This is a genomic window from Paenibacillus sp. ICGEB2008, from assembly GCF_000307675.1.
In the GTDB taxonomy this organism is placed as follows: domain Bacteria; phylum Bacillota; class Bacilli; order Paenibacillales; family Paenibacillaceae; genus Paenibacillus; species Paenibacillus polymyxa.
In genome coordinates, this window is the sequence record NZ_AMQU01000006.1 from 37,666 (window position 1) to 50,899 (window position 13,234).

The window sequence follows — 13,234 nt, forward strand, 5'->3', positions numbered from 1 at the left end:
AAACGTTGAAATTCCGCTTGGCCACTGTAGCATGGAGCGTTATTTATTTGCTTCTGCTGCTGACTCTATTGACACCATTTAGAATTATTACCGTATTTTTTCTGATTGTGCCTGGCGCTGTATTGTTTTCATCGCTGCCTTTCAAAGGATTTCTGGTTCACGTCATACCGGTGCTTTTAATTATAGCGCTACTCGATGTGTATTCGCTGCTTCCTGCGATTTACTTTCTGATTCCTTCTATATTGATGGGACGGATATATAAAAAGGGAGGATCTGCTTTTCAGGCGTTGATGACCGGAACAGGCATTATTTTAGCCGAGTTGTTGTTTGTACTGTTTATCGCTACGTATTCCTTCGGGTTTGATCTTTCGCAGTCCCTTCGGGATCAGGCTGAGATATCGGCCAGTATTGTACAGCAGATTTTAAGTGCGAATCCGATGTTTGCGAATATGAGCTGGACAGCTGAAGATACGCAGAAACTCGGTACAATGCTGATTGGTAAAGTTCCATATGTGATGATCGTCAGCTCGTTTATACTGGCAGTGATCACACATGCTTTGGCACGTCCAGCATTGAGCAGTCTCGATGTGCCGGTACGTAAAATGAAGCCTGCCCGCGAGTGGATGCTACCACGCACGCTGATCTGGTACTATCTGCTGGCAATTGTAATTGGATGGATAGCGGATTCCTCCGATAGCAGCTGGATTCAAACGGTTTCCATTAGTATGCTACCGCTGATCCATGCATGTTTTATTATCCAGACAATTGGTTTTGTATACTTCTGGACGCATAGCCGTAAAATGAGCCCAGTGATTGCGTTGCTGCTGTCGCTCGTCGTTCTGGTGTTCCAGCCGCTCCGCATTATAGGTATTATTGATTTGGCCTTTCCGCTGCGTGAAGCTATTACAAGATCAAAGAAATAGGGTGAACAGTCATGCCTAAATTTCTACAAAAACGCTGGCACGGCTATCAGACGGTCTGGGCGTTTTTACTGCTGCTGGTGCTTGTCATATGTATTTCCATGTACAACTGGGAACTGGGTGTGATAGGACTGCTGCTATCATTCTTGCTCGGCGGATTGATGCTGAAGACGGAGCTGGATTTCCGTCGGGAACTGAATCAATATATCAGTGGCCTTTCCTTCCGGATCAAGCGGGTGGAGGGAGAAGCGATCAGTACACTGCCGTTCGGTATCATTTTATACAGTGAAAATCGGACGGTAGAATGGCACAATCGCTTTGCCAGTGAGATGTTCGAGGAGCAATCGTTGATTGGAGAGCCCCTTCAAGATTTGTTTCCTCAACTCGCAAACGCTCTAAGCACTAAAAAGGAAACGAAAGAGTCTGCTCGTGAACTAAAGGTGGAATTACAGCATGATGAGCGTCATTATCAGTTTCTAATCGTGCCTGATGAGCGTCTGATATATTTGTATGAAGTGACGGAGCTCGCGGTACTGCGCAAGCAGTATGAGAACGAGCGGTTAGCGCTTGGTATTGTCATGCTTGATAATATGGACGAGGCTGCTCAGGGAATGGACGATCAGCAGCGTACCGCGCTTATTGCGAAGGTTTCCAGCGAGATTACGTCTTGGGCCAATCAATACAATATTTATTTGCGCCGGTTGTCATCTGAGCGTTATCTTATTATGCTGAATCATAAAGCACTCCAGGAGCTGGAGCAAAGCCGATTCGTCATTTTGGATACCGTGCGGGAAATGACAGCAGATTTGAAAGTACCGATGACATTGAGCATTGGTTTGTCTTTCGGGGCAGAGAGTATCAAGGAGCTGGGCGAGCTAGCTCAATCCAGTCTAGATATGGCGCTTGGACGTGGGGGAGATCAAGCAGCAGTGAAAGCGGGACAGCGCCTGTCCTTTTACGGAGGCAAGTCCAATGCTGTCGAGAAGCGTACCAGGGTGCGTGCCCGAGTCATTGCGCATGCGTTGCGTGATCTGATGCAGGAGAGCGACCGTGTGCTGATTATGGGACACAAAATACCGGACATGGATGCAATAGGAGCAGCTATCGGTGTGTGGAAGGCTGCGGCACTTTACAATGTAGAGGCCCATATCGTACTGGACAAATCCAATCCGTCTATTGACCGAATGATGGAGCAGGTAAACAAGGATGAGAAGCTGTCGCAAGCGCTCATGACACCGGAGCAGTCGCTTCAGGTGATGACCGAGCACAGCCTGCTGGTTGTGGTGGATACGCACAAGGCGTCAATGACGATTGAGCCGCGTCTGGTGCAGACGGCCAGCCGGGTGGTGGTTGTGGATCATCACCGTCGGGGCGAGGAATTTATTAATGATTCTGTTCTGATCTATTTGGAGCCATACGCGTCATCGGCCTGTGAACTGGTGACTGAGCTGCTGCAATATATCCATGAAAAGGTCCAGCTGACACCGCTGGAGGCAACATCACTGCTGGCGGGGATTACGGTGGATACCAAGCATTTCTCCCTGCATACAGGCTCACGCACGTTTGAGGCAGCTGGCTTCTTAAGACGTAGTGGAGCAGATACAGTGATGATCCAGCGCATGTTAAAAGAGGACCTGGATGAATATATTGCTAAGGCGGAAATTATTAAGCATGCTAAAATGATATATGGGCATATCGCAATTGCGGTGACCGAGCCCGGACAAAAAATACCGCAGCTCCTGATTGCTCAGGTGGCGGATTCATTACTCAATATGACGGATGTACTGGCCTCCTTTGTGGTCAGTGAACGTCCTGACGGCCTGGTGGGGATCAGCGCCCGATCACTCGGACGCATGAACGTACAGGTCGTCATGGAACGGCTAGGCGGCGGAGGACATCTGACGAACGCAGCGGTTCAGCTGGATTGCTCGCTGGAGGAAGCTAAGCGCAGAGTGGTCGACGTACTGGCCGAAATTGATGGGGAAGAGGGGTTATTTGAATGAAAGTAATATTCATTAAAGATATGAAGGGCCAAGGTAAGAAGGGGCAGGTTAAGGAAGTATCCGACGGTTATGCAGCGAATTTTCTGTTGCCGCGTGGGATTGCCCGTCCAGCAACGGAAGGAAATATGAAGACGCTGGAAAACCAAAACGCTGCTGAGGAGAAACGCAAGCAAGAGGAAAAGGAAGAGGCACAAGTACTCGGCAAAAAGCTGGAAGAGACTACAATTCAGCTCAAAGCAAAGGCTGGAGAAGGCGGACGTCTGTTCGGCGCGATTACAAGCAAGCAAATCGCAGAGGCTGTTGCTAAAACAGGCATCAAGCTGGACAAACGCAAAATCGAGCTGGAAGAACCGATTCGTACGTTGGGCGTGACTCAAATGACCGTCAAGCTTCATCCTGAGGTCAAAGCTACGCTGAAAGTACAGGTGACTGAAGAATAATTATGGGCGGCGAATTTTTTGATCGGATTCCTCCGCAAAATCTGGAGGCTGAACAGGCGGTTATTGGGTCTATTTTGCTTCAGTCTGAAGCACTGATTACCGCAATGGAGCGGGTGCAGACCGAGGACTTTTACGATAAAGCTCATCAAATGATTTACGAAGCAATGATTGAGCTGGGTGAATCCGGACAGCCGATTGACTTGGTTACGCTGACCTCGAAAATTCAGGACAAAGGTCAGCTGGAGGATATCGGCGGTGTCAGTTATCTGGCGAAGCTGGCTCACGGGGTGCCAACAGCGGCTAACGTGGATTACTATGCCCAGATCATTGAAGAAAAAGCGATGCTTCGTCGCTTGATTCGTGCAGCTACACAGATTGTGAGCGAAGGCTATAGCAGTGGCGAGGATGTCGCCGGTATGCTGAGTGATGCTGAGCGCAAGATTATGGAAATCTCCAACGGGCGCTCAGGCAGTGGTTTTATCGCCATCCGTGATGTCGTGATGGAAGTGTTCGACCGCGTTGAATTGCTGCATCAGAACAAGGGAAACACGACCGGAATTCCGTCCGGATTCGTTGACCTGGACAAGATGACGGCGGGTTTCCAGCGCAATGACCTGATCATTGTGGCTGCCCGTCCATCTGTAGGTAAAACGGCATTCGCCCTGAATATTGCACAAAACGTTGCAGTACGGGCAAAAGAGACGGTTGCCATCTTCAGTCTGGAGATGTCGGCGGCTCAGCTCGTGCAGCGGATGATCTGTGCCGAGGCTAACTTGGACGCGAACGTCATGCGGACAGGTGAATTTAAAGGCGACGACGATTGGGCGAAGCTGACGATGGGCATTGCAGCCTTGTCAGAGGCGGAAATCTATATCGATGATACGCCCGGCATCACTGTGGCTGATATCCGTGCCAAATGCCGCCGTCTCAAGGCGGAAAAGGGACTGGGTATGATCGTTATTGACTACTTGCAGCTCATTCACGGACGCGGCAAAGCGGGCGAGAACCGGCAGCAGGAGGTATCCGAAATTTCACGGACATTAAAACAAATCGCCCGTGAGCTTGAAGTGCCTGTAATTGCCCTTTCCCAGCTGAGCCGGGGTGTGGAGCAGCGTCAAGATAAGCGGCCCATGATGAGTGACTTGCGGGAATCGGGTTCCATTGAGCAGGATGCTGACATCGTTGCGTTTCTGTACCGGGATGATTATTATAATCAGGAAACAGAAAAGAAAAATATTATTGAAATTATCATTGCCAAGCAGCGTAACGGCCCGGTCGGTACGGTAGAGCTGGTATTTCTCAAAAATTATAATAAATTCGCTAATTACGAGCGTGCCCATTCGGATGCGTTCGCCGGTTAATATATTTGTATGATTAGAAAAGGCTCTTTCGACGCGGGTATCGCGATTACGAGAGAGCCTTTTTTATAGAATTCATATATTTTCATAGAACGATTGAAACTCTCAATTACGAACAATACTATTTTCATGTAATATAATGTTCGCTTTTTATTTGACTTTGAAAAATGGTACTGGTACACTTATAGTGCTGCTTCAACGCAGTGGGGAGATCATTACGCCCGGGGCTTTCCGAACTTACGGAATGTCTGCGACGGACGTTTTTTCCTGCTGTCCGAGAACGCTCCATACCTGCCCGCTGAGGCGGTTGAAGCCAGATATGTGTTAGCGCGTCAGCTCAAAATCAGAGTGTCTGTGGGCACTCCACGGAGGAATGAAACATGTCAACTGTAGTCGTTGTGGGGACACAATGGGGAGACGAAGGCAAAGGTAAAATCACGGACTATCTGGCGGAAAGCGCTGAAGTAGTGGCCCGTTACCAAGGCGGAAACAATGCTGGTCATACGATTCTCATTGACGGTAAAAAGTATAAGCTGAGCCTGATTCCATCCGGCGTTTTTTATGAAGATAAAAAGTGTGTTATTGGCAACGGCATGGTAGTGAATCCAGCCGCTCTTATTGAAGAAATTACTTATATTCATGATAATGGATTTTCCACGAAAAATTTGGTCATTAGTGACCGCGCACATGTCATTATGCCTTACCATATGACGTTGGACGTGCTGGAAGAAGACCGCAAAGGTCCTAACAAAATTGGTACTACCCGTAAAGGGATTGGCCCTGCTTATATGGATAAAGCTGCTCGTAACGGTATTCGTATTGCTGATTTGCTGGAAGCAGAAGAATTCGAAAAGAAACTGCGCCATCTAACGAAGGAAAAGAATCAAGTGATTGAGCAAGTATACGGCGGCGAGCCGCTGGATGTTGAAGAAATATTGAAACAGTATCTGGAATATGCTGAGTTTATTCGTCCTTATGTAGCGGATACGTCTGTTGTGCTGAACGATGCAATTGACGCCAATCGTAAGGTGTTGTTTGAAGGTGCACAAGGCGTTATGCTCGATATCGACCAAGGTACGTATCCATACGTTACGTCCTCTAACCCGTCAGCTGGCGGCGTATGTATCGGTTCTGGTGTAGGCCCATCCAAAATTCAACAAGTGATCGGTGTAGCTAAATCGTACACAACTCGTGTAGGGGATGGACCTTTCCCAACGGAACTACACGATGAAGTCGGCGATTACATTCGTGAAACAGGCCATGAGTACGGTACGGTTACAGGTCGTCCTCGCCGCGTAGGCTGGTTTGACAGCGTTGTTGTGCGCCATGCCCGTCGTGTTAGTGGATTAACTGGTCTTTCCCTGAACTCGCTGGACGTATTGACAGGCCTGAAAACAGTTAAGATCTGTACAGGCTACAAATACCGCGGCGAGATCATCACGCATTATCCAGCTAGCTTGAAAATGCTGGCAGAGTGCGAGGCGGTATATGAAGAAATGCCAGGCTGGAACGAAGACATTACTGGCGTGAAGACGCTGGAGGAACTGCCGGAGACTACCCGCCATTACGTACAACGCGTATCCGAGTTGACAGGTATTCCAATCGCTATTTTCTCGGTTGGTCGTAACCGCGATCAAACGAACCAAGTGCTTCCGATTTATTTGTAAAATATCCGTAGGATTCTATGAGGGCGTCATGCCTGTTTAATCATATAACTATTCCTGCTAAATCAAGGGGAGAGGGGCAATTCATGCCTCCCTCTTCTTTTTTATATGGATGTGTTGGTGCTAGTTTTACATATTCCAAGGGTTAAAAATCGTCATATCTCGTCAATACTGGTCTATATGCACTTCATGATGTACACATGGCAAGATGCGTATAAGGAGGTAACGGGATATGAGGTGGCTTGGATGGCTGCTTAAAAAAGGAATGACGGTGGTGCTGGTCAGCGCGCTGACACTGGCAGTGACCGGTGTGGTCGTGAATGCTTATGTTCAATCGTTGCTACGGCAATTTAACATTCAGCTCGATCATCAGCCGATATGGGGATGGGGCTGGCTAAAAGGCAGCGCTGGTACTGATCAAAGTACAGGTACAGGGAAGAGCAAGACGACAGGGAGCGACTCTGGAAGTGTAACACCGCCTGATAATGCTTTGCCTGTCATGGGACAGGGCTTAGAAGAAAGCGGAAATAAGACAGGTGGTGCATCCAACGACAAGGGATCTCAGGAAGGGGCCACGTCGGCGGGAACACCAGACAGCGAGCCGCGTCAGCAGGCAGAAGGTACAGCTACACCTGAAACGAGTATCGAAGGCCATGATTTGGTCATTACGCCCGACCATCTGACGGAGAAAAAGAACAATTTACCGGCGGCTCAGAAGCAGGAGATTTTTACGATTCTTATGAATAAACTTCCGCCGGAAGAGATGCAGAAAATATCAGCTGCGATGGAAGGCGGTCTCACCGAGCAGGAGCTGCAAGATATTCAGCAGGTGCTTGCGAAGTATTTGACCAAAGAGGAATATAACAAATTGATGGGTATGCTTAAATAATGCATAAATAAAACGCATAAATGTATGGGCAATGTTAATGCTCAAAACAGGACTGTAGAATCCGCGCCGGGCGCGGATTTTTTTGCGTGCTAGGAAGTAATTGGAGTGCAGTTGAATTCTTTGTAAAAGCTATGTTAAAGTAAACTGTGTTGTGAAAAGGTTAAATTTTTGAAACCTTTTACATAACTATGCAATGCTAGATAGCGACTATTATCATAGATAAGCTTGTAAAACGGCTACTTTTATCATGTAAAAGGACAATAATGAACGCATTTAATAGAGATAGGATATGCTGAAAAGGAGAGAACCATGGAGGTTTCTAAGGGGAAGTTATCACCAGACCACAGGAATGGGAATTCAAGTGTTGAAAGCAATTCTGCCGATAAAGCAGGGAAAATAGCAACATGGTGGAACGGACGGAAAAGATGGTTAAGTTGGACGGCAGGCGGCATTGTGATTGTTGGCGGTCTTATTTTTGCTAGCAATCAGTATGTTGGTGCCAATACGGTTCCTTATTATAAAGTGTATGTTAAAGGCGTTGAGGTCGGCAGTATCCTGAATGAGCAGCAGCTTAAGCAGCTGTATACAACGAAGAGCAAGCAGTATAAAGACAAGTATCCTGACGTGGAAATGGTGCTCAATACGAGCGCGGTCACGACGAGCACAGAAAAGGCATATAAGGCGGATATCGATAGCGCAGCCACGCTGAAGAAGTTGGACGGCATGCTGACTGCCTATGCCAAAGGAGTAGAAGTGAAGGTCAACGGACAGATGGTTGGCATTGTAAAGGACAAAGCGACGGCACAAGCGGCTTTAAAGCAAGTGCAGAAGAAATACACACCTGCGGGTGAAGGTACAGCGACAGGCATCAAGGGGCTAGTTCGCAAAACATCCGTGGGGAGTAGTCATGCTAGCGCAAGCACGAAGGCCCCTAAAGCATGGCTGGAGTCTGCCAGTATCCGTGAAAAGATTGTGTATGAGCCGGTGAAAGCAGATCCGAACAAGGTGCTGACGGAGGCAGAAGCGGTTAAGGTACTGACCGAGGGACGTGAAGCTCCTACAACCTATACGGTGCAAGAAGGCGATTCTTTGTCGTCGATTGCTACGAAGTTCGATACGACGGCTTGGGAGATTAAGCAGAACAATCCCGGTCTGCGTGAGTTGTACTTGCAAATTGGGGACGAGTTAAAGGTCACGGCTCCCAAGGTACCTGTTACGGTACGAACGGTAGAAAAGGTCGTCGAGCAGATTGCTATCGAGCCTGAAGTAGAGATTCGCCAGAGCGATGAATTGAAAGCAGGAGTTACGAAAGTAGTCAGACCGGGACAAGCAGGTCTTAAAGAGATGGACTACCGTTTGACCAAGGAGAACGGTGAGGTCGTGCAAGAGGAATGGCTCGGTCAAAAGGTGTTACAGCCGTCTGTTACCGAGGTGGTTCTGAGAGGAACGAAAGTCGAGGGGGAAGGCTCGGGCCAATTTGCCTGGCCGACTGCGGGTGCAATAATGACGAGCAGCTTCGGAGGACGTTGGGGACGTATGCATGAAGGTGTTGACTTGGTCGGCGATCATACGATTCAAGCATCTGATGAAGGTGTGGTCACATTTGCCGGTCAGCAGAATGGCTACGGTAATGTCATTATGATTGATCATCGCAACGGCTATCAAACAGTATACGGGCATTTGAACAGTATTGGTGTCCATGTGGGACAGGTTGTTCAGCAAGGTGAAGCGATTGGTATCATGGGAAGCACCGGACGTTCCACAGGCACACATGTTCACTTTGAGATTCGCAAAAATAATACGCCACAAAATCCAATGACGTATTTAAGATAGATTGGATGTTTAAATCGAGAGTTATGTGATTCGATGAGGATCAAGGAGGAAGACCATGTTTTCTGCATGCTTAACAGCCAGGTGCAGGCATGGTTTTTTCTGCGTAAAGAAAAGGGTCTGGAAAAGTAATGGAATAGCGTACGGGTATGATAGAATAGAATAAGCATCTTATGGGTACTGACAAACGAAAGTTAATAATAGATGATGATCCGTGAGAAGAGGTGAACGCTGTATGCAAGGGACGATTCTAGTAGTGGATGATGAACAACCTATCGCTGATATTTTGAAATTTAATTTGGAAAAAGAGGGCTACGAGGTCATTTGCGCCTTTGATGGAATCAGTGCGGTGGATATCGCGGTTAAGCAACAGCCAGACCTGATTTTGCTGGACCTGATGCTGCCGGGCATGGACGGTATGGACGTATGCCGCGAGGTGCGCGGACATCAGCTTCAAACACCAATTATTATGCTGACTGCCAAGGACGGGGAAATCGACAAAGTGCTAGGGCTGGAGCTGGGGGCGGACGATTATGTGACGAAGCCGTTCAGCACACGCGAATTGCTGGCACGGGTAAAGGCACAGATGCGCAGACAGCAACGTGGTATGGCGGGCACGCCGGAAAACCGCTCACAGGAGGAAAAGCAGGGGTTGCGTGTAGGCGATCTCTTTTTTGATGCAGATATGTATACAGCCTATAAAAATGGAACTCCACTTGACCTGACGCACCGCGAGTATGAACTTCTGTATTATATGGCGAAAAATGCAGGCAAGGTCATGACTCGCGAGCATTTGCTTCAAGCGGTATGGGGATTTGAGTACTACGGGGATGTGCGGACGGTAGACGTGACGATCCGGCGACTGCGCGAGAAGATTGAGGAGAACCCGAGCAAGCCGGAGACGATCCTGACACGGCGTGGCCTCGGATATATCGTTAGCGGGGGCAAAGGTGGCCTGCGGGCATGAGATGGCTGTCCTTCTTTCGCACCATTCATGCCAAGCTGATTATTATCTATGTGCTGCTAATCTTGGTGGCCATGCAGTTGATTGGAGTCTATTTTGTCAGCTCGATGAAGAACTCGTTGACGAGTAATTTTACGCAGGATTTGCAAGCACGGGCGGAGATGCTGTCCGTGCTGGCGGAGCAGGATCTGAGTGGCAGTGATGGCAAAATGGAGGAAGATAGCGTCGAAAGTCTGCGTGCACGCGTGAATAACTTGTTTGATTTCAGCGGCGCGGAAATTCAGGTGCTGGATGCCAGTGGCAAAGTACTGATTACTTCTCAAGGCTCTCATGCTGACTATGTCGGACGTAAAAATACGCAGACAGTGGTTAGCCGCGCACTCCAAGGAATCCGTGATAACGAGGAATATATGGTGGACGAAGATAACGTCCGCAAGAAGGTCGTCGCCAAGCCTGTCATCAGCCAAGCAAAATCGTCGGTGCTGTGTACATCGCTGCTTCGATGGCTGAGCTGTACGATACGATGAAACGCATTAACAATGTGTTTCTCTCAGGTATGCTGATTGCGCTCGCGTTGACGGCTGTGCTGGGCGTGGTGTTGGCCCACACGATTACGCATCCAATCAAAGTGATGACACGTCATGCAACGGAGGTCGCTGAGGGCAAGTTTGACCAGCAGATGCCAGTGTTTGGCGAAGATGAAATCGGTAGGCTGAGTGTGGCCTTTAACTATATGACAGGACGTCTGCGTGAGGCCCTGTCGCAGAATGAGGAGGAGAAGGAAAAGCTCTCCTCCATCTTGACCAATATGAGCGACGGTGTGGTCGCTACCGACGATCATGGCCGGGTCATTCTGGTCAACCGCCGGGCCAGCGCCATGCTGGGTGTGAACGAGAATGAGATGACCGGCAGACATATCGCGGTACTTCTGGGGATCGACCCAGAGGAAACCGAGGCCCTGTACAGCGGATCGTCCGCTTCTACGCTCTTGCAGCTGGAGCCGGCCGGTCAGGATGAACCCATCGTCATCCGCGTGACCTTTACACCCATTCATCGGCGGGAATTTGGCATTACGGGCACGATTGCTGTGCTTCAGGACGTGACGGAGCAGGAGGAGATGGAGACGACGCGGCGGGAATTCGTCGCTAATGTATCTCATGAGCTGCGCACACCGCTGACGACGATCCGTAGCTACGCTGAAGCGCTGGATGACGGCGCGATGGCTGAGCCGCAGCTCGCAGAGCGTTTTGTAGGTGTCATCCGTAACGAGACGGAGCGTATGATCCGGCTGGTTACGGATTTGCTGCATCTGTCGCGGCTCGATTCCAATGAGGCGCCTCTGCGGATGCAGCCTGCCGATGTGATGGAGATGCTGGATGAGGTCGCGGATCGGTTTTCTTTTCAAATGAAGCAAAAACACATTCGCTCAGGCATGTTCGTAGAGCAGGGGATTGGCAAGGTCGTGATCGACCGCGATCAGATTGATCAAGTGCTGGACAATTTGATGTCCAATGCATTGAAATATACGCCGGAAGGTGGAAGTATCCGGATCGAGGCTCGCCGCAACCATGAGGGAATGCTGGCTATTTCGGTGCAGGATACCGGAATTGGTATTCCCAAAAAAGATTTGGACCGAATTTTTGAACGGTTTTATCGTGTGGACAAAGCGAGATCGCGCAATATGGGTGGCACAGGACTGGGACTGTCGATTGCCCGGGAAATTGTAAAGGCCCATGGAGGTCAGATTTTCCTGGAGTCTGAATATGGTCAGGGAACTTGTACAACCTTTACGCTGCCTATGTCGGGTGAAGGGAGGGAAGCACAGTGAAGGAACGTTTGAAGTCCTGGACGCTTGTTTTGCTGGTGGCTTCCAGTCTGGTTCAGACTTATTTTTTGATCTACCGTCTTCCAGGCAGTGATTCTGTACTCACTTCAGAAACGAACTATGTCAAAACTGAAAGCATGGGGCAGGAGAGAAAGATTGAAAATCTTGTATTCCCTGATAGGATGCTAATTCATCAAGGTGAGAAGAAACATACCGTTTTTTATCCGGGGGTTACTTTTTACGATTTGATTTATACACGGCTGGAAAGCCGAAGCTTTAACAATTTCCAACGTCGGAGTATCCAGTCAGCGGACTGGGCACGGATTCGCAGTGAGAATGAGGGGATCGAATTATCATTTTCCGGCGGGGTTCCGGTTTCATTACTGGAGCGGGTCATGCGTCTGACGCCGGATTCAGTATTTCAGGGGGAGACGATTAACCGCATCTGGATCTACATCGACGAAAAGAATGCCAAGCCGCACGCACTCTTTTTCAGTGCCAGAGGTGATGTGGTGTATGAGGCGAACCAGTTCGATATGACGGTAGAAGACATTCGGCAGCATGTGAATTTTGGAAAAAATGCCCCGTTGTACAAGCTGGTGAATAATCAGTATTACATTCCCGTGGATGACCTGGAGACTGTACAGCCTGTGGTATATGCCGGGTTGTTTACGACAGAACAGATGCAGCGGAATTTATTTTTCGATCCGGGCATTACGCGCAATATTCAGGAAAAAGATGGTTCACAGATTTATACAGATAGCAAGCGTAGCTTACAGATCAAGCAGGATCAACGTTGGATGAGCTATACCGATCCTAGTGCACCGGGAGCGGATGGAAGCAGCCCAATTAGGGACGTGTTGGCCGCAGTTGATTTTGTGAATCAGCATGGCGGCTGGGATGCTGCGTATCAGCTGAAATTGAGAAGCAGCAATGAAAATCGCACGAGCGTGATGTTCCAGCAGTATTATGGCGCTTATCCGGTGCTGGACACGCCATCGTTCCGCTTTGGTACGATCTCCTTGCAAATCCAGCAGGAAACGGCATCTGTCTATGATCGTTCGTTGCTGTATCTCAAGGGCGGGGAGCAATCCTCAAAGAAAGTGATGCTGCCAGGTGGTGAGACCTTGGAGAAGCAACTGCAAACGGTAGGCGACGGCAAGTCGATTAGAGATCTAACTCCTGTATATCAGCCAGAGCTGATCAATGACGGATTGAAGCTCATCCCAGAGTGGCGTGTTACGTTCAACGACGGTTCTGTTGCAGAGATTCATGCTGTTCCTGTAACGACAGCATCCAATACAACATTAAAAAAGTCAGACCAAGAGACAAAGTGATAAT

General features: G+C 48.9%; 9 protein-coding genes and 1 pseudogene. All 10 read left to right on the plus strand.

Annotated features, from left to right (window positions below):
• The first annotated feature begins 5 nt into the window (after positions 1-5).
• The 10 genes and pseudogenes from C400_RS0103605 to C400_RS0103655 all read left to right on the plus strand — a co-directional run bounded on the left by C400_RS0103605 (position 6) and on the right by C400_RS0103655 (position 13,230).
• Positions 6-923, plus strand: coding sequence for a DUF2232 domain-containing protein (locus C400_RS0103605; RefSeq protein ID WP_016822461.1), 918 nt, complete (start codon positions 6-8; stop codon positions 921-923).
• Positions 924-934: 11 nt separating this feature from the next.
• Positions 935-2,923 carry a DHH family phosphoesterase gene (locus C400_RS0103610; protein ID WP_016822462.1) on the plus strand — a complete coding sequence of 663 codons (1,989 nt, stop codon included), beginning with the start codon at positions 935-937 and terminating at the stop codon, positions 2,921-2,923.
• Positions 2,920-3,363 carry a 50S ribosomal protein L9 gene (gene rplI, locus C400_RS0103615; RefSeq protein WP_016822463.1) on the plus strand — a complete coding sequence of 148 codons (444 nt, stop codon included), beginning with the start codon at positions 2,920-2,922 and terminating at the stop codon, positions 3,361-3,363. Before C400_RS0103610 ends, rplI begins: the two co-directional genes overlap by 4 nt.
• Positions 3,364-3,365: 2 nt before the next feature.
• Positions 3,366-4,724, plus strand: coding sequence for a replicative DNA helicase (gene dnaB / locus C400_RS0103620; protein ID WP_013373892.1), 1,359 nt, complete (start codon positions 3,366-3,368; stop codon positions 4,722-4,724).
• A 377-nt stretch (positions 4,725-5,101) separates the two neighbouring features.
• On the plus strand, positions 5,102-6,388 hold the full coding sequence (locus tag C400_RS0103625; RefSeq protein ID WP_016822464.1) for an adenylosuccinate synthase: 1,287 nt from the start codon (positions 5,102-5,104) through the stop codon (positions 6,386-6,388).
• A 229-nt stretch (positions 6,389-6,617) separates the two neighbouring features.
• Positions 6,618-7,274, plus strand: a complete 657-nt coding sequence (locus C400_RS0103630) for a hypothetical protein (RefSeq protein WP_017425989.1) — start codon at positions 6,618-6,620, stop codon at positions 7,272-7,274.
• Between the two features lie 309 nt (positions 7,275-7,583).
• On the plus strand, positions 7,584-9,107 hold the full coding sequence (locus tag C400_RS0103635; protein WP_017425990.1) for a M23 family metallopeptidase: 1,524 nt from the start codon (positions 7,584-7,586) through the stop codon (positions 9,105-9,107).
• A 232-nt stretch (positions 9,108-9,339) separates the two neighbouring features.
• Positions 9,340-10,071, plus strand: a complete 732-nt coding sequence (gene yycF, locus C400_RS0103645; protein WP_017425992.1) for a response regulator YycF — start codon at positions 9,340-9,342, stop codon at positions 10,069-10,071.
• A pseudogene (gene walK, locus C400_RS0103650) lies at positions 10,068-11,896 on the plus strand (cell wall metabolism sensor histidine kinase WalK). The gene yycF and the pseudogene walK overlap by 4 nt, the downstream one beginning before the upstream one ends.
• A complete protein-coding gene (locus C400_RS0103655; protein ID WP_017425993.1) occupies positions 11,893-13,230 on the plus strand; it encodes a YycH family regulatory protein in 1,338 nt (445 codons plus the stop codon). The pseudogene walK and the gene C400_RS0103655 overlap by 4 nt, the downstream one beginning before the upstream one ends.
• Positions 13,231-13,234 lie beyond the last annotated feature (4 nt).

Excerpts from the sequence above, each read along its gene's own strand:
- C400_RS0103635 (WP_017425990.1), top strand. The coding sequence starts at position 7,584 with ATGGAGGTTTCTAAGGGGAAGTTATCACCAGACCACAGGAATGGGAAT.
- dnaB (WP_013373892.1), top strand. The coding sequence starts at position 3,366 with ATGGGCGGCGAATTTTTTGATCGGATTCCTCCGCAAAATCTGGAGGCT.
- rplI (WP_016822463.1), top strand. The coding sequence starts at position 2,920 with ATGAAAGTAATATTCATTAAAGATATGAAGGGCCAAGGTAAGAAGGGG.
- C400_RS0103630 (WP_017425989.1), top strand. The coding sequence starts at position 6,618 with ATGAGGTGGCTTGGATGGCTGCTTAAAAAAGGAATGACGGTGGTGCTG.
- yycF (WP_017425992.1), top strand. The coding sequence starts at position 9,340 with ATGCAAGGGACGATTCTAGTAGTGGATGATGAACAACCTATCGCTGAT.
- C400_RS0103625 (WP_016822464.1), top strand. The coding sequence starts at position 5,102 with ATGTCAACTGTAGTCGTTGTGGGGACACAATGGGGAGACGAAGGCAAA.
- C400_RS0103610 (WP_016822462.1), top strand. The coding sequence starts at position 935 with ATGCCTAAATTTCTACAAAAACGCTGGCACGGCTATCAGACGGTCTGG.